General features: G+C 51.6%; 15 protein-coding genes. 5 read left to right on the top strand and 10 right to left on the bottom strand.

Features of this window, described 5'->3' with window-relative positions; all coding sequences use genetic code 11:
- The 4 genes from ENN66_10660 to ENN66_10645 form a co-directional block, all read right to left on the bottom strand.
- Positions 1-126, bottom strand: a 126-nt coding sequence (locus ENN66_10660; protein HDS17041.1) for an IS256 family transposase, incomplete at its 3' end; no start/stop codon positions are given.
- A 49-nt stretch (positions 127-175) separates the two neighbouring features.
- On the bottom strand, positions 176-502 hold the full coding sequence (locus tag ENN66_10655) for a hypothetical protein (GenBank protein ID HDS17040.1): 327 nt from the start codon (positions 500-502) through the stop codon (positions 176-178).
- 146 nt (positions 503-648) lie between these two features.
- A complete protein-coding gene (locus ENN66_10650) occupies positions 649-1,464 on the bottom strand; it encodes an inaA protein (protein HDS17039.1) in 816 nt (271 codons plus the stop codon).
- A gap of 211 nt (positions 1,465-1,675) precedes the next feature.
- Complete coding sequence (locus ENN66_10645; GenBank protein ID HDS17038.1) at positions 1,676-3,988, bottom strand: hypothetical protein; 2,313 nt, start codon at positions 3,986-3,988, stop codon at positions 1,676-1,678.
- A gap of 348 nt (positions 3,989-4,336) precedes the next feature.
- Between ENN66_10645 and ENN66_10640 the strand changes: the two genes are divergently transcribed.
- Positions 4,337-5,902 (top strand): long-chain fatty acid--CoA ligase, encoded by a 1,566-nt coding sequence (locus ENN66_10640; protein ID HDS17037.1) that lies wholly within the window; start codon positions 4,337-4,339, stop codon positions 5,900-5,902.
- Between the two features lie 79 nt (positions 5,903-5,981).
- Positions 5,982-6,635 carry a hypothetical protein gene (locus ENN66_10635; protein HDS17036.1) on the top strand — a complete coding sequence of 218 codons (654 nt, stop codon included), beginning with the start codon at positions 5,982-5,984 and terminating at the stop codon, positions 6,633-6,635.
- 129 nt (positions 6,636-6,764) lie between these two features.
- On the opposite strand, the gene murI is transcribed toward ENN66_10635, so the two are convergent.
- From murI to ENN66_10605, 6 genes are all read right to left on the bottom strand, one after another.
- The gene (murI, locus tag ENN66_10630) at positions 6,765-7,568 is read right to left on the bottom strand and encodes a glutamate racemase (protein ID HDS17035.1); all 804 of its coding nucleotides are present in this window, start codon (positions 7,566-7,568) and stop codon (positions 6,765-6,767) included.
- 205 nt (positions 7,569-7,773) lie between these two features.
- Entirely contained in the window at positions 7,774-8,994 is a 1,221-nt protein-coding gene (locus tag ENN66_10625; protein ID HDS17034.1) for an MFS transporter, read from the bottom strand.
- 305 nt (positions 8,995-9,299) lie between these two features.
- On the bottom strand, positions 9,300-10,961 hold the full coding sequence (locus ENN66_10620) for a hydroxylamine reductase (protein ID HDS17033.1): 1,662 nt from the start codon (positions 10,959-10,961) through the stop codon (positions 9,300-9,302).
- A gap of 107 nt (positions 10,962-11,068) precedes the next feature.
- Positions 11,069-11,596, bottom strand: coding sequence for a tRNA (cytidine(34)-2'-O)-methyltransferase (locus ENN66_10615; protein ID HDS17032.1), 528 nt, complete (start codon positions 11,594-11,596; stop codon positions 11,069-11,071).
- A 33-nt stretch (positions 11,597-11,629) separates the two neighbouring features.
- On the bottom strand, positions 11,630-13,627 hold the full coding sequence (locus ENN66_10610) for an ABC transporter ATP-binding protein (GenBank protein HDS17031.1): 1,998 nt from the start codon (positions 13,625-13,627) through the stop codon (positions 11,630-11,632).
- Between the two features lie 93 nt (positions 13,628-13,720).
- Positions 13,721-14,917, bottom strand: a complete 1,197-nt coding sequence (locus ENN66_10605; protein ID HDS17030.1) for a pyridoxal phosphate-dependent aminotransferase — start codon at positions 14,915-14,917, stop codon at positions 13,721-13,723.
- A gap of 380 nt (positions 14,918-15,297) precedes the next feature.
- Between ENN66_10605 and ENN66_10600 the strand changes: the two genes are divergently transcribed.
- From ENN66_10600 to ENN66_10590, 3 genes are all read left to right on the top strand, one after another.
- Positions 15,298-16,032: a creatininase family protein gene (locus tag ENN66_10600; GenBank protein ID HDS17029.1), complete on the top strand. Its 735-nt coding sequence runs from the start codon at positions 15,298-15,300 to the stop codon at positions 16,030-16,032.
- Positions 16,033-16,045: 13 nt separating this feature from the next.
- Complete coding sequence (locus tag ENN66_10595; GenBank protein HDS17028.1) at positions 16,046-16,819, top strand: TatD family deoxyribonuclease; 774 nt, start codon at positions 16,046-16,048, stop codon at positions 16,817-16,819.
- Between the two features lie 62 nt (positions 16,820-16,881).
- Entirely contained in the window at positions 16,882-17,601 is a 720-nt protein-coding gene (locus ENN66_10590) for an outer membrane lipoprotein carrier protein LolA (GenBank protein ID HDS17027.1), read from the top strand.
- Positions 17,602-17,764 lie beyond the last annotated feature (163 nt).

Raw genomic sequence — 17,764 nt, 5'->3', positions numbered from 1 at the left:
GGTTTCCAGTGCTCTTTCCAGAAGGGCCTTGGTCAACTGTTTCAACAATCCGCTTCCTCCGATCAGATCATCGGGTTTTTTATAGTCAGCAAGCAGGCGGTCAAGTAGATCTTTTTCAATGGCTATATGAGCTCCTTTTAATGGGTGGGGTCACGGTGTACCCCTGAATGGCCATTTACACAATCTTTTTTACACCCTCGCTTTTAATTTCAGTGCTGTTCTTTTCTCCATGAGCTCTAATCAAAAATTGAACTGCTGACCTTATTTCACCGAGGTACTCCATTAATTCTATATTTCGCTTAACGAATTGATCTTTCAGTGCCCTGCCTAATAATAATTGCTCCTTATAAATCTCCATATCCTTTTGTAAAGTCAATCTATGAGACTCTAATTCATGGTTGACCTTGCTTTCGATGTATTTCTCTATGAGTTTTTTTGTAGGCCATGAAACAAGTGAAAGGATTGAAATATTTGTAATAATATACTTGACAATGTTTTCCAAATCTATGTCCTTCCTTTGTGGATGAACCAAAAATATTAGCAAATCTCTAATCGGACATCACTGCTCACGATTGATTGAAAAGTTATTAACCGCAGAGAAATTCATTCGCCGGACACTAAAAGGGATCAGGTTTTTTCGGCAAGCGATTACGACTGCTTGACGGCAATCCTTTTTTTGATCCATTCGACCAGGGGGTACTGCCCGAGCCGGGCGGCGAGGTCTGCCGGGTCAAGCTTTTCAAGTCCGGCATTCAGATAATAACTGAGAAAAAGATTTTTTTCGTGCTCGCTCCATTGCGGACAGCGCCGCAAGAGGCTGTCAAGGTCTCTGATGCGGGCGCCCATGGGGGAAAAGACCCGCCGTGATTTTTCCAGATCGATCAGGCGCACTTCGGGGGTGGACGGCCCGCCCTCATTTTCAGCGCGAATCAGAATATGTTTGGGATAGAGGCAGTTGTGCCGGAAACGGTGGTCGTGCAGCCGGCGGATGGTGTCGGCCAGAGGCGGCAGCAAGGCCCGTCGGCTCCGGTCGGCGGGATGTTCCTGCAGCCATTCATCCAGGGCGCTGAAGCCTGTCAGCTCGTAGGTAATGAGGATCGCCTGAGGTCGTCCTTCGAACTCCCGCTCTCCATAATACAGGGGAAGGGGGACCGGAATCCCGTAATGGGTGAGTTTCTTCAGGTTTTCCCACTCAACCCTGAAGGTCGGCACGCCGGTCGGGTTTCTCCAGGTTCGGCGCAGATGATTTTCCTGGCGTTTTATGAAAACTCCAATCTTTTTACCGTCCACGCCGAGCAATTGATGGCGGGCCGCCCCGCTCCAGCCCGAGCGGCGATAGTTGGGCGCCTCAAACCACTGCAGCCGAGCCCGCCATAAAAGGTCGAAACCGCCTAAATGATTGGCGCTCAGAAGATCGTGGTCTTCGGAACTGAAGAATTCCTCTTTGCTTCCATTTTGTCGCATAAGATATCCGTTGAAAATTCTGGTTGCAGCAAACCCTGAGATTGTCGATAAAACGGCGTAAAAAGACCGGCCCTCCCTTGATTACGAAGGCTGCCAATGGGTAAAGAAATATCGGTAATACATATAGGCGACATAGAAAAGAAATAAAATGCCGACGCTGAGCAGCAATCGTCCCAGGACTTTATTGATGGTTTTTTTGTTTAACGGCATCTTATTCTCCTTGTTGATCATTTGTTTCAGCGAGCGCCAGGAAGGTATTGCGGAGCATGGTTTCGCTGTTGGTGCAGCCGCGCTTCAAGGCAAATTCCTGGCCGACCAGATAAACTTTTTTTTCCGCCCGGGTAATGGCCGTGTAAAACCATTTGTTGTTAAGCATCATGAAGTGGCTGTTGCTCAGAGGGATGGCGACATATTTATACTGACTGCCTTGGGCTTTATGCACGGTCAGACAGTAAGCCAGGTCAATGATGTCGCGGATGTGGTCAAAATTGTAGCGCACGACCAGGGGGCCAGGATAGACGACATAAAAGAGTTCCCGTTCGAGATCCATTCCCTTGATAATGCCGACATAACCATTAAAAATACGCTGGCGCCGCCAGGAGGAAAGCTGTTTCAGGTCGCAGCCCGAATGATAGGAAGCGCATTCCATGTCCTTGTTTTGCAGATGGACCACTTTATCGTCAACCTTGAATGTCGTCCCGAAGCGTTCGGTCTGGCAGGGACTCTGGGGATTGAATACCTGTTGCAATTGGTGGTTGAGCACCTCGGTCCCCAGGGGGCCGCGTCGCACCGGGGTTAAAACCTGAAAATCCCAGGTGGGAAATTGCAGGCGACTGACCGCCTTACGCGCGAGTTCGAGGATAAGTTCGCGGATTTTTTCGTTACAATGGTTTCTGATTTCCTGGAGCTCCTTTTCCGGAAGCTCTTTTTTTAGCTGAAAATAGTTGGGAATATCCTCTTTTATATAGACAAAATCCTGGTAGTGTCGCTCGTAGTCTGGAGGTATCTCCCCGGTTCGGATAAGGTTGGCGAAATAAACCAGGACGGAATCCTCGCTCTGGCGAAAAATCTGGTCAAGACTGATCCGGTTAAGCCAGCTTTTGTTCAGGATATCGGCAAACACATTGCCGGCCCCGATCGGCGGCAGCTGAGCCGGATCGCCGACCATGATCAACAGGGTTGTTTCCGGAATCGCCAGGGCCAGGCGGTAGAAAATCTGACTGTTGACCATGCCGGCTTCATCCAGAAGGATAACCTTGTAGGGCAGGGGACGGTCACGGTCGTGTTCAAAACGGTTGTCGCCCTGGTATTTGAGCAAGGCGTGAATGGTATAGGCCTGATAACCGGTCAACTTGCGAATCCGGGCCGCGGCCATGCCGGTAAAGGCGCAACAGACAATTTCCCGGCGCTCGCAAAAATATTGACCGAGAAGATCCAGAATGGTTCTTGAGATGGTTGATTTGCCGGTTCCGGCGTAACCAGACAGGGCATAAAGCCGGCTGGTGGCGCCGCCGATCATGGCGACCGCCCGGCGTTGTTGCGGCGCGAGCTGGAAATTAAGACGTTTTTCCTGCTCGGCGATGAAATTATCGATCCCTTCCGTGGTAAGCAGCGGCGCGAATCGTTTTTCTGATTTCCGCAAGAAGAAATTTTTCAGATAATTTTCTACATAATGAAAGGCTTTTAGGGCTACCCGCTGGTTTCCTTCAAGCACCAGTTTGTTGGTTGCGAAAAGCCGCTCAATAACCTCGATAAATATCTTCCGGTCCAGTCTTTCTTTTTCCGCCTCCTCGTCTTGCAGGAGCTCGTCGAGTTGCCGGTAGAGGGTTTCAGGCTGGAGATAGGTATGTCCATCCTGCTCGCCGGCTTCGAGCAGAAGATGATAAATTGCGGCCTCGATACGTTCCGGCGCAGTATAGGATAAACCTAGTTTGCGGGCGATGCCGTCGGCGGTTTTGAAACCGATGCCGCGAATCTCGGTTAACGAGTAGGGGGTGTCGCGCACCTTTCTGGCGGCATCATCTCCAAAACTATTAAAAATACGGACCAAAAGGTTGGGGGTGATGCCGTGGGGCAGGAGAAATTCCGAGAGGGCGCGCAGCTTTTTCTGCTTTTCCCAGGAAGTTTTAATCTGGCTTAGCTTTTTTTCCTTGATCCCCTTGAATTCAAGCAGCTTTTCCGGTTCATGTTCCAAGATGGCAACCAGTTTTTTTTCTCCGTAATGCTCAAGGAGTCGAACGGCAAGTTTATCGCCAACCCCTTTGACAACCTTGGCGAGGAAATAAAACATCTGGTTGCTGAGCAGCCGAGCTTGGGAAAAGGCGAACTGGCGACCGAATTTACTCATCTCCCAGGTCCCGGTAAGTTCGAAATCGATTCCGCTGAGTTTGCTGCCGTCAAGGGCTTCCGGTAGGTAGCCAACTGCAGTTACCGGCCGCCTGCTGCTGTCACCTTTGAACACGACATAGCCGTTGTCACGGTTCAGATAACTGGTCCGTTTAACTCTGATCCGTATCGCTTCCATGACTTTTCCGGTAATAGAACTAGGCTTTAAATGGCTATCGACAATTGTTTTGCTTTACCTCAGATCATGGCTGTTTGGCAACCATTAATCGTGCAAGGGATTATCTGCTCAAGCCGGAACCCGTCCTGAAAGGGGAAAAATTACCGCCGGCCGGTAAAATAACCTCTATTCCTGTCGACTTGGTCCTGGACATTGTTGTGGGTTTTTCGTAAAAAAGAGATTCTTTTGCCGATCTGTTTTTCTTTTTGCCGGGTCTGGATTTTGCTGTTTGCAGAAGGTTAGTATACTTCATGAGATCGGTTAAGTTGTAAACCCGGTTTTCCCGGGACAGGAAAGGAAGATTGTTTTATGCTGATCACTGAGATTCTGGCCCGTAACGGGCGGATGTACGAGCAGGAAACGGCTCTGATTGAAAGAGATCCGGAGAACAAGCGGCGGCGCGAGATCAGCTGGCTGGAGTTTGACCGACAAGCCAACCAGATCGCTAATTTGTTGCGTTCCCGAGGAGTTGGCTCCGGTAGCCGGGTGGCTCATCTGCTCATGAATGGACTGGAATGGCTGCCGCTTTATTTCGGTATTTTACGCAGCGGTGCCTGGGTGGTGCCGCTTAATTTTCGTTTTGACAGCGAAAACATCAGGCATTGCCTTGAAGTCTCCGAAGCTGACACCTTGTTTTTCGGCCCGGAATTTTTTGCCAGGATTGGCGCCATTAAAGAGCGTTTGCCGGGAGTTAAACATTTTTTCACCCTCGGCCTCAGTGACCTTCAAGGCAGCGAGAACTATCTCGAACTCCTGGATTCACAAAGCAGTGAAAATCCCGCTGTGAAATTGCAGGCAGATGAAAGCGCCGCCCTTTATTTTACTTCGGGAACCACTGGTCTGCCCAAGCCGATTCTGCTCACGCACGGCAATCTTGAGGCGGCCTGCATTGTTGAGAACCGTCACCATCTTCAGACCCATGCAGATAACTTCATTCTGATTCCGCCACTATATCATACCGGAGCCAAGATGCACTGGTTCGGTAATTTTATTGTTGGGGCAAAAGCCGTGATTTTAAAAGGAGCCAAGCCGGAATGGATTCTTGAAGCGGTTTCGGAAGAAAAGGGAACGATTGTCTGGCTTCTGGTGCCTTGGGCCCAGGATATTCTGACTGCGATTGAAAGCGGCGCGGTCGATCTGAATAACTATGAACTTGGTCAATGGCGGCTGATGCATATCGGAGCCCAGCCGGTACCACCGAGCCTGATTCGCGAATGGCTCAAGGTCTTTCCGGCTCATCAGTATGACACGAATTATGGTTTAAGTGAATCGACGGGCCCCGGCTGTGTTCATTTGGGCATGGGCAATACTCATAAGGTGGGGGCCATCGGCATTCCCGGTTTTGATTGGGAGTGCCGTATCGTCGATGCTCAAGATCGGCCGCAGCCTCAAGGCGAGATCGGAGAGCTGGTGGTGCGGGGGCCGGGAATCATGCGCGAATATTTTAAAAATCAGGCCGAGACCGCTAACGCTTTGCGAGACGGCTGGCTTCATACCGGCGATATCGCCCGCATGGATGAGGATGGTTTTATCTTTCTGGTCGATCGCAAGAAAGATATAATTATCACCGGCGGGGAAAATATTTTTCCCGTCGAAATAGAGGATTTTCTCCAGGGGCATAACGATATTAACGATGTCGCGGTTATCGGCTTGCCGGACGATCGTCTGGGCGAAATCGTCGCGGCCATTGTGGAGCTCAAACCCGGTCGCCGCCTGCAGAAAGATGAGCTGGAGAAATTTTGTCTCGATCTGCCTCGCTACAAAAGACCGCGGCATTTCTTTTTTGATGATGTGCCCCGCAATCCCACCGGCAAGATTGAGAAACCCAAGCTGCGGGAAAAATATGCTGGCCATCGGGAGATGTTTAAGCTATAAAAAGATAGTTTCAAGCGGAGCCGGCCTGTCTTTGCCAAGTCCCGTTTTTTGAAACCGGCGATTTTATCAGGGTTTTTACATGTTGCTTTTCCGACGCGAACAACGCGAGCATCATCAGTTGCGCCAGCGTATAGCCAAGGTCAACACGGCGGTGGCCAAACTTTTTGATGGTAAGATCATTGCCCGGGTCGCCCAAGAACTCGGCTTACTGGGCCGGGACGGCAAACTGAAACTGGAAAAGGATGGCGATACCAGTGCTTTGGTTGATCTTCTTATTTTTCGGGAGAAACTTGAAGGACGACATCCGGTGGAAGTCTTTCTGGAAAAACAGAATGACGATTTTTTCCCGGCCCTGCAGCGCCGTCTATTGGAAGCCTATCTTAAGGAAAACCACTTTTCCCTGTTTCGCGTAAAAGCCCGGCGTGAGCGTCGTTTTCTTGACCTGGAGCCGCTGCTGGAAAATCAGGAGAAGCTGGTTCTGGATGAAGTCGTGCTGGCCCGGGTCGCGGATGATGACTGGATTCTGGCGGGTCGTTTTATCCCCTGGGAAGGCTGCTGGATTCATCCCGATTTGATCTATGCTTTTGATCCCAGCGCTACAGATAAGATTTTTGGTGAACTGGAAAGACTTGAGCCGAAAAGCGGCCTGCCTTATTGCGACTGTCCAGAAAAATATCCTCATTTCTTCTTTCGCATCTATCGAGAGTTCGGGATTCCACTGGGCAATCGTTAAGCTTCGAATTTTGTGACTTCCAAATAAGCCCGTGCAAGCGCTGGTTGTTTTCGGAATTTCTGGGGAAAAGCTGAAATCAACGACGCTGAATCGTTAGCGCATTATTATCCTTGCCCCGGCATCCACTTTTTATGGCTGTGGGCAAGAGGGCAGGGCACAAACCAGCGTTTCCTTGCCCCAGATCTGGGCGATCAGGGGCTTCACGCCAGGAAGAATACCGCTGGTCCAGAAGCACTCAACCCCTGGGACTTCCCCAGACGAAAGTAGATTGCAGGTTTCCAAGCGGCGATAAAGCTGCCGGGCGACAGCCACGGCCGGGTCAATGATGGAGATATCCGGCCCGGTAAGCTTTTTGATAACCGGAAGCAGGAACGGATAGTGGGTGCAGCCGAGAACGATGGTATCGGCCCCCTGTTCCAACAGAGGTGATAGATAACGGGCTGTCAGTTCATAAGTCTTAACGCTCTCCAGTTCTCCTTTTTCGACCTGCTCCATCAGCCCGGGACAAGGCTGCAGAAGAAACTTCGTGCCGTTGCCGTAATCCTCGACCAGGCTCTGAAATCGCCGGCTGGTCAGCGTGCGACTGGTGGCAAGAATGCCGACAATTCCAGACCTGGTAAGCTCGACCGCCGGTTTGACCGCAGGTTCAATCGCGATAATGGGAAGGCTCAACCTCATGCGCAGGGATTGAATCGCCACCGTCGTCGCGGTATTGCAGGCGACAACCAGGGACTTGACCTTTTTGGTGAGCAGGAAATCGGCAAGCACATGTACCCTTTCCTGAATGAACTCCCCAGATTGATCGCCATACGGTCCGGCTCCGGAGTCGGCGATGTAAAATAAATCTTCTCTGGGCAGTAGCTTGCGAATCTCGCGCAGCACGGACAAGCCTCCCACCCCTGAATCAAACACTCCGATGGCGGCATTTTTCATTTTCGAAAAAACCCTATCCGCATGGTAATTTATTAAAATTTCAAGAGAAAAAAATTGTCGCTACCTACCAATCTTATAAAAGTCAAGCCCTTTTTTCGCTGAAAATTAAAGAAAACCGACCACCTTCACCAGGGTAATAGCTTCGCTCTGATTTTGCAGGAAAGTCTTGGTTTCCTGTCCTGTTGTCGTTGACTGACAGGTGTTCTTATGGTTGTCGCGGGAGAAAAGGGGCCACCAGAGCCCCTGAAAAAACCAGGCAACCCAGTAGGAAAATGCCCCAGCTGAAGTGTCCGGCATCGCCGCAGATGCCGACGACATAGGGGGCAAAACCTCCTCCGAGCAGAAAGGCCAAGGCCACCACCAGAGAAACCGCGAGATTTCGGTTTTCCGCCGGCGCCACTCCGGCAATAATCGCAAAGCCGGCCGGGAAAAAAACCACCGCCAGTAACGGCTGTAAAAAGACCAGCGTCTTGGCCATGACCAGCGCCGAAACCGGTACCAGGCCCAGGGCCGCCGTCAGCATACCGGTGATGCCAAGAACCACTATCAGGGTGCGGCGGGGGCCAAGGTGATCCGTGGCCCACCCCCCGAAAAAAACCGTGACGAGGGTCAGAACGCGTGAAAGACTTGCCAGGGTGTTGGCGGAGGTGGTGGACATACCGAAATGACTGACCAGATAGGCCGGCAGGATATTAAAAAGACCCATGGTGGCACTGATGCCGAGAGTAAACAGAAGAACGATGATCCAGAAAGTCGGCACCGCAAACAAACTGCGACAAATGGCAAAACGAGGTGGTTGTCCGCAGAATTGGCCTCCAGAGCCGAACCGGAGAAACAGGATGCCCATCAAGATCGAGATCATTCCGGGGCCGACCAAAACCCAGCGCCAGGAAACCTGTGACAGCAGGCACGCAGTGATTACCGGGGCCATGGTGAAAGCAAGATTCGGCGCCAATTCATGAATGGCCAGGGCTTTTCCCCAGTGCTGGTGAGGAACCGTGTCGGTCAGAGTGGCGATGGCGCTGGGCAGGTAAGGTCCGCAGACCAAGCCGAGGCAGAGGGCGGTCAGGCGCAAGTAAGCCAGGCTCTGGCTGCTTGCGCCCAGGAGTAAAATTACTCCGACCCCGACCGCGCTGCCGCTCAGGATCAGACGATGAGGGATGCGCGCCGAGAGGAAACCCGATCCCAGCAGGGCGGCAAAATAGCCGCCGGAAAGATAAACAAATAATGATGCGGCGGCCGCGTGACCGATATTAAATTCGGTCTCAATGGCGGGAAGCAGAGGTGAGAAGAGGATTCGGGCGAGAAAGTTGAGCAGGAAAACCGAGGATAGAAGTAAAACCCAGGGTAGCCGGCTGATAAAAGACTCCGGATTGTTCATGGCCAGGTAAATTTTTGCCCTTTCAGTAGAAGGCCTTTTATTCATTCTGGCGCCATGAAACTTGAATCCGATGTTTTATGATCTTCGAAGGCGCACTTAAGCTTTTAGGCTCGACGGTATAACAGATGGCGGGGTAGGTGCAAGATAAAAATGTAAGTAATTGCTCTGCTGATTTGCAACCCCAAAAGTGAGCCAGTGGTTTTACGCAACGATTCGAGAGCTTTCGTCGTGTTCCCCTTTAAAACCGGCTTACTTGAGAGTTATAAATGTAAATCCACAAAAAAACGCCGTCGGTTTTTTTGGAAAAAACCGACGGCGTTTTTTTGTGGAACCAGGATTAAAATTGAACCTTATTGACCCTGCATCATGGCGGCGATGTCGTTGTCGACCGTGTCGATAGGTTTGATGGCAAATTTTTCAACCAACACCTTGGCGACATTGGGTGAAAGGAAGGCCGGCAGGGTGGGCCCCAGGCGAATACCCTTGACGCCAAGAAAGAGCAGGGCGAGCAGAACCGCCACAGCTTTTTGCTCATACCAGGCAATATCATAAGAGATCGGCAGTTGATTGATATCGTCCAGGCCGAAAACCTCTTTTAATTTGATGGCGATGACAGCCAGAGAATAGGAGTCATTGCACTGACCCGCGTCAAGAATGCGGGGAATGCCGCCGATATCGCCGAGTTCAAGCTTGTTGTAGCGGTACTTGGCGCAGCCGGCGGTCAGAATTACCGTATCCGCGGGCAGTTTTTCCGCGACTTCGGTATAGTAGCTTCGGCTTTTCTGGCGGCCGTCACAGCCGGCCATGACGATAAAGCGTTTGATCGCGCCGGATTTTACTGCGGCCACGACTTTGTCGGCCAGAGCCAGGACCTGATTGTGAGCAAAACCACCGACTATCTTGCCGGTCTCGATCTCGGTCGGAGCCGGGCAGGCTTTAGCCCTTTCAATCAGGGCTGAAAAATCCTTGCTGCCGCCGGTCGGACGCTCGGCAATATGGGTCGCCCCGACATAGCCGACCACTCCGGTCGTAAAGAGGCGATCGAGATAGGTGTTTTCTTTTTTCAGGGGAACCAGGCAGTTGGTGGTCAGCAGAATCGGGCCGTTAAAGGATTCGAATTCCTGATTCTGATGCCACCAGGAACCGCCGTAGTTGCCGACGAAATGATCGTATTTCTTGAAGGCCGGATAATAGTTGGCCGGCAGCATCTCGCCATGGGTGTAGACATCGACGCCGCTGCCTTCGGTCTGCTTGAGAAGTTCATCCATATCCTTTAAATCATGGCCGCTGATCAAAATGCCGGGACGGTTACGCACGCCCAGGTTGACCTCGGAGATTTCCGGATGGCCGTAGCTCTCGGTGTTGGCTTGATCAAGCAAGGCCATGGTTTTGACGGAAATTTCCCCGGCTTTCATAACCAGTCCGACCATTTCATCAACGCTCAGATCCTTGGTGGTGGAAGCCAGGGCTTCCATGATAAAGCGGTAAATTTCCCGATCCTCAAAGCCCAAAACCGCGGCATGATCGGCATAAGCCGCAATTCCTTTGAGACCGATGACCAAAAGTTCGCGCAGGGAACGTACATCCTCATTGGCGGTTGCCAGCACTCCGACACTTTTGGCTTTTTCGGCAAAGGTGTCGGTTTCTCCCCGCCAGGTCGCGGCATCCGGCAGGTCTTCGTTAAAATCACAAGCGTTTTTTTCTTTCCAGGCTTTCAGGAAAGACTGCCGCAGACGGTCGCGGCGTTGCAGGGCTTCGTTGATCAGCGCGATAAAACTCCGATCATCCCAGTTGGCATTGGTGATGGTGGCAAACAGCGCCTTGGCCGTAAACAGCGCGGTTTCATTATAGTCGCCGCTAAAGGCTTCGAGCTTTTCCCCGTAAACCGCGATTCCTTTAAGCACATGAATCAGCAGATCCTGAAGATTGGCGGTTTCTTCCGGTTTGCCGCAGACGCCCCTGATTGTACAACCCTGATTTTTGGCGGTTTCCTGACATTGAAAACAGAACATGGTGACTTCCTCCTTGTTATTCAGTTAAGAATTGGATCGAAAGTTGATTGCTTTTGTTCTGGTTTACCGGGAACTTGAATTTTATTCCTTGACCTAGGTCAAAAGAATTAAAAAAGATTGAGCTGCTGCAGAAAATGGTAGGCGACGATGCCGACCGAGGTGGACAGGTTGATACTTCTGACCCGCCCCCACATCGGAATCGTCAAGGTAGGATAGCGGTCCATCAGGGATAGAGAAAGACCACGGGTCTCCGGGCCGAAAATGAGGCCGCTGCCGCGTTTGAAATCTTTTGCCCGGTTGTAGGGGGTCGCGGCCCGGGCGCTCAGGGCAAAAAGCAAGGCATGGCTTTCAGCATTGCCCGTAGGGATGGTAGTACTATACCAAAACTGAAGGAAACTGTCAAAATCGTGATGCTCGCGCACATCGACCTCGGACCAGTAATCAAGTCCGGCTCTTTTGAGATGGCGATCATCGGTCTTAAAGCCCAGAGGATGAATCAGATGTAAAGGCAGCTCGGCGGCGGCGCAGAGGCGGGCGATATTGCCGGTATTGGCCGGAATTTCAGGCTCATAGAGAATGATGTGGAGAGCCGGGTCGGGGATCAGTTTGTGGGGGCGGGTGATTGATTCACTCATGTTCAAGCCCGGCGGTTATCCTTTTGAAACAACTCATTCCGGGTCCATCATCCTTGTCAGGCTTTCAATTTCCTGGTTGAGCTTCTCCCATTTACGATAGGCCCAGCTCAATTTTTCTTCACATTCTTTCTTCTCGGCCGCATTTTGTTTGATTTTTTCCGGCGGGGTTTCAGCATAGTAATCCGGTCGGGAAAAGATTTGATTGAAACGCTCCTTTTCTACCTCAAGCTTTTCGCAAAGGCTTTCGGCGGCAGCGCTTTCCTTTTGCAGGGCATTGATCTGCTGCTTAAGCTTCTTACGCTTTTCCTGGTCTCTGCCAGAGACCTGAAAACGGGGGGGAGTCCTGGGTTCCTCAGGCGCAGGGGAAACGGTCTGAGGGCCGGACTTGTTTTCCGGAATCCGACCGGGACCCTGGCGATTTCGGCCGGGACGAACGCCGCTGAGATGGTCGCAGCCTTCGCGCTCGAGAAATTCTGCATAAGTGCCGGGGAAAAGGTCATAGCCGTCGGTTTTCAATTCCAAGACATGATCCGCCACCCGGTTAACCAGGTAACGGTTATGGCTGACAAAGATAATCGTCCCCTCAAACTTGATCAGGGCTTCGATAAAGGTTTCGATTGATTCCAGGTCGAGGTGGTTGGTCGGTTCATCGAGAACCAGAACATTGCCCTTTTTCAGGACCAGTTTGGCAATAATCAGGCGGGCCGCTTCGCCGCCGGAAAGAGCCGCAGTCGATTTACGGACATCGTCGCCGGAAAACAGCAGGTTGCCGAGAATTCCACGGATTGTGCCGATACTCTCACCGGGACCGTAGCTGTAAAGATATTCATAAGGAGAGGAGTTAACGGGAATCAGTTCCCGGTGATCCTGGGAAAAATATTCGGGATAGGTCTCGTAACCCCATTCGATACTCCCGCTGTCGGCTTGCAGGTCGCCCATGATAATCTTCAACAGGGTTGATTTCCCGATGCCATTAGGGCCGATGACCGCCAGTCTCTGTCCCCGGTTGACGGTCAGGGAAACCTCATGGAGCACCTTTTTTTCGCCGTAGGCCTTGCTGATATTTTTAACCTCAAGCACGGTTTTGCCAGAAGGCCGACAGCAGGTAAAAGAAATGCGCGGGTGAGCCCGGGAGGAGTAGAGGGGTTTGACCAGATCTTTTTCCATGCGGTTGATCTGTTTGAGTTTGCTCTGAGCCTGTCGGGCCTTGCTGGCCTTGCCCTTGAAACGAGTGACAAAGGTCTGGAGCTCGTTGATCTTTTTCTCCGCCTTGTCGGATTCCTGGCGGCGCAGTTGATCTTCCTGTTCCCGGGCTCTCAAATAGAAATCGTAGTTGCCGGAGTAAATCTTGATGGTTTCGTAATCGATATCGGCAATATCGGTTGAGACCCGGTTGATAAAATCGCGGTCATGAGAGACGACAATTACCGTGCCCCGGTATTCGGACAGATAATCTTCGAGCCAGCCGACCGAGGCAATATCGAGATGGTTGGTGGGCTCGTCCAGGAGCAGCACTTCGGGTTGGCTGAAAAGGCATTGAGCGAGCAACACCCTGAGCTTGTAACCACCCGATAAAACCCGCATCGGCTGGGTATGATAGGAGGTGGCGATGCCCAGACCTTCAAGCATCTGGGCGATGCGGCTTTCGGCCTGATAGCCGTCATAGTGTTGAATGATTTCCTCTAGTTCTATAATCTTTTGCGGATCGGGTTCGGATTGTTCGAGAAGTTTTTCCTTGTCGGCAAAGGCATGAAAAAGTTGGGGTTGACCACGCATGACAACATCAACCAGGGCCATATCCTCAAAGGCGAAATGATCCTGGTTGAGGGTGCCGACCCGCATTTTCGCCGGCAGGCTGACGCTTCCCTTGTCAAAACTTTCCTGGCCGCAGAGGATTCTTAGGAAGGTTGACTTGCCGGCCCCGTTGGGACCGACAATGCCATAGCGATGATTCGGGTCGAACTGGAGATTGACGTCGGTAAACAGGTTCTGGCCGCCGAAGCTTTTACTTAAACCGGTAACTGTAATCATAGGCTGGGTGACTTTTCAAATAAATGCAAGAAAATGGGGTCGGAATGTAATTGATCCAATTTCATTCCGACCCCATTTCAACTGAGGGTTTAATTAGGCTAAAACTTTAACAAAGTTTGATAAGCGTTCGATTCCCTTGGTGATATTTTCCATGGATGTCGCATACGACAGGCGCATGTAGCCGGGAGCTCCGAAGGCTTCACCGGGGACGGCCGCTATTCTGGCCTCATCCAGCAGCAATTCGCACAGGGTCAGGGAACTGTCGATGAGCCGCCCCTTACAGCTGCGCCCCAGCAGACCCTTGACCCCGGGAAAGACATAGAACGCGCCCTGAGGATTGAAACAAGTGACTCCGGGGATTTCATTTAACGCCTTGACGATGAAAGCGCGGCGTTCGGTGAAATGGGACAGCACGTTCTTGACATAGTCCTGAGGTCCGTTGTAGGCCTCAAGCGCCGCCATCTGAGAAATCGAGGTCGGATTCGAGGTGCTCTGACTCTGGATTTTGTTCATGGCCGCAATCAAGGGTGCGGGACCGGCCGTAAAACCGATACGCCAGCCGGTCATGGAGTACGACTTCGAGGCTCCGTTGATAATAATACAGCGCCGCCTAACCTCGGGACTGATCTCAGCCGGGCTGTGCTGTGAAAAATTATCGTAGACGATATGTTCATAAATTTCGTCGCTGATCAGAAGAATGTCATTTTCCACCACCACTTCCGCCAAGGCTTTAAGTTCGGCGAAGGTATAGGCCGCACCGGTGGGATTGGAAGGAGAGTTGATAACCACCGCCCGGGTCCTCGGGGTGATGGCCTTTGCCAGTTGTGCGGCTGAAATCTTGAATGAGGTTTCCTCGCCGGTTGCGATAATCACCGGCACCCCGCCCGCCAGCGAAACCATGGGGGGGTAGGAAACCCAGTACGGAGCCGGAATGACGACTTCATCCCCGGGATTGAGCAGAGCCTGAGCCAGATTGTAGAATGAATGTTTGCCCCCGCAGGAGACGATAATCTCCTCCATCTGGTAATCCAGCCGGTTTTCGCGTTTAAGCTTGGCGGCGATGGCCTTTCTGAGCTGGGGAATTCCAGGGACCGGAGTATAGTTGGTGAAGCCGTCGCGAATGGCCTTGATTCCGGCTTCTTTAATATTGTCCGGGGTGTCGAAGTCGGGCTCACCGGCGCCGAAATTGACGACATCAACTCCTTCCGACTGTAGGGCCTTGGCTTTGGCGTCGATGGCCAGGGTCGGGGAGGGTTTGATTTCTTGGACACGGGACGACAGGGTAAGCATAGCTCTCTCCGGCATGTTCTGCAAATTTAAATTAATCGTTTTTGTTTTTCGCGGACGACCGAAAATAAAATTAAGGGCGCTCATTATCATAGCTCCGGCCGGACTGCAATAACAATCTAGAATACTTTGGTAATGAATAAGGAAAAGAAAAATGATCGCTTCCGTATGATTTCCGGTCTAAACGCGTAAAACATAAAATTGACATGGATAGTTGCTGTAAACCAACCGTCACTAAAAATTGTCGCTGATTGCCGCCAACATATTCCCATTTTCATTTTAAGGTTGTCTCTTTCGCTAAGTTCTGCTACCAAAGCCCGGTGCCGAAGGATTGCCCTTACAAGGGAAAATTTTTTCAATTGCATGAACATCAGGTGAAAGATTTGATTATCGCTGAAATGACCATGACCGAATTTGCTGCCGGCCTGGAGCGGACCCGCACGATTTTTCTGCCTTTTGGTTCGACCGAGGAGCATGGCCGACATTTGCCTCTGGATACCGATACCATGCAGGTTGACGCGGTCGTGAAGATGGCGGCCGCTCTACATGCGACCTTTGTCGCGCCCCCGCTGCACTATGGCATCTGCCGCAGTACTTCCGAGCATCCGGGAACCGTGGGCGTCGGGCCGGATAGTTTTCGCGCTTTGGTTCGAGACCTGATCAGGGGTTATTACAAACAAGGGCTGAGGAATTTCATTCTGATCTCCGGTCATGCCGGCAAAACCCATATCGGAGCCTTAGTTGAGGTCGGAGAAGAGATGCTGACGGCTTTTACTGATATTCGCGTGGCGGTAATCAATGAGTATGATTTTTGTCTGCAGGCGGGTCGAGAGCTGATTCAAACCTTGGGCGACGCTCATGCCGGCGAGGTCGAAACCTCTCGGATTCAGTACCTTTTCCCGAAATTGGTCAAGGGCACTTCGCCTCGTGAATTTCCGAATTTTCCTGATTATATTCTGGTTCGTGACAAGCAGGCCTGCTGGCCTGGCGGCGTCTGGGGCGATCCAGCTTGGGCCGGTGCCGAAAAAGGCGGCGAACTCTGTCGCCTGAGCGCCGCCGCCCTGGCTGAATTCGTCAAAAAATTTGAACAGTTCAAAGAGCCCAGTGAACGGGGTTGAGATATTTTTAAGGATGCGCCTGTTTGATTCGCACTGTCATTTAAATCTGAGCGCCTTTGCGGAGGACCTCGAGGCCGTGATTGCCAGGGCTCAGATGGCCGGGGTGGAAGGAATGCTGGTTGTCGGGACTGACCTCAACGATTCCATTCGGGCTCTGGAACTGGCCCACAAGTACCCCGGTATCTACGCGGCGATCGGTATTCATCCGCATGACAGCCAAAGCGCCGACGAGACCCTTTATTCTCGGTTATCATCTCTGGCCGCAGCCGAGAAGGTAGTGGCCTATGGGGAAATCGGCCTTGATTTTTACCGAGACCATTCGCCCCGTCCGGTACAGCGCCGAGCCTTTGCTCGCCAGCTTAATCTTGCCGGGGAACTGGGTCTGCCGGTGATTATTCATGACCGCGAGGCGCATCAGGAGGTCTACGATCTGATTCGGGCGGAATCGGGCTATCGGCACGGAGGCGTCATTCACTGTTTTTCAGCCGATTACGATTGGGCCCGGCGTTTTGTCGATCTGGGGTTTGCTATTTCCTTGCCGGGAACCATTACTTATCCGCGCAGCCAGGTTCAGGCCGAGGTGGCGAGAAAACTCAGCCTTGATGATCTTTTGTTGGAAACCGACGCCCCTTTCCTGAGCCCGGTGCCGTATCGCGGCAAACGCAACGAACCGGCCTATGTTGGATATGTGGCCGCAGCCGTGGCCGGTCTGAAAAAACTTGACCCGGAAGAGGTCGCCGCCAGAACTTCGGCCAATTGCGGTCGGGTTTTTAATCTTGATGTATAACTTTTGCTGAGCGCAAAAGCCCCTTGAAGGTCTTGACGTATCAGCCTTGCGGAGAGTGGAACATGCCGGAAAAGAGTTTTATTTTGACGTTTAAACGCAAAAGCAGTTTTCGCCTTTGCCTGGTCATGATTTTTCTGGCGAGTCTGTTGCCGGGCTTCGTCTGGGGGACGGAAACGGAAAAAGCTCCGGAGCCGCCGGAAACCGCTGCTCTGCTTGCCCGGATTCGGCATCAGTTCCGGCAGGAAAAGGTTTTTAATGGGCGGTTCACCCAGAAAACAACCTACGCCGATACCGATGAAACGGTATTAAGTCTGGGCTTGATCTGGATTCAGGGTCCGGACAAGATGCGCTGGGAGTATCAGCTGCCGGAGAAACAGCTGCTGGTTTCCGATGGCGCAACCCTCTGGTATCACAGCCCCGATCTCAACCAGGTTATGGTCGGTACGGTCAAGGAAATTAAGGAAGCTCGAATTATCATCAATCTTCTGGCCGAAATCAAGGCTAATCCGCAAGGTTTCAAGCTGACGGTAAATGAGATTGATGAACTGATTACCGTGGAGCTGCGCTCGCTTGCCGAAAATCAGGCGCCGCCTTTTCAAAAGTTGAAGATGGTGTTCGCCCGGGACTCCCTACAGCTGCAGGAAACCATGATGGTTGATCTGTTTGCCAATCGAATTGATATTTCCTATAAATGGTTGAGTGGTCCTGATCCGTCCTTGCCGCCGGCCTTTTTTACCTTTGTTCCACCGGCGGGTTGTGATGTCATGCCTTTAGGGCAATAGGGTTGACTTTTGTCAGGTTAGTGACTTAATTGTTTCAAATGTCGAACTTCAGTAAAAAACAAGAATCTCGGGAATTGTTTAAATTTAAGTGCTCGCTGATCAGGCCGGCAAGGAGGAAAAATGCCCTGGGAATACAATGGTGATGAAAACAAAGGCAAATCGT

This window comes from Pseudomonadota bacterium, assembly GCA_011049115.1.
Taxonomy (GTDB): domain Bacteria; phylum Desulfobacterota; class Anaeroferrophillalia; order Anaeroferrophillales; family Tharpellaceae; genus DSCM01.
The sequence above is the reverse complement of the archived record's forward strand: the minus strand, read 5'-3'. Positions and strand labels throughout refer to the sequence as shown.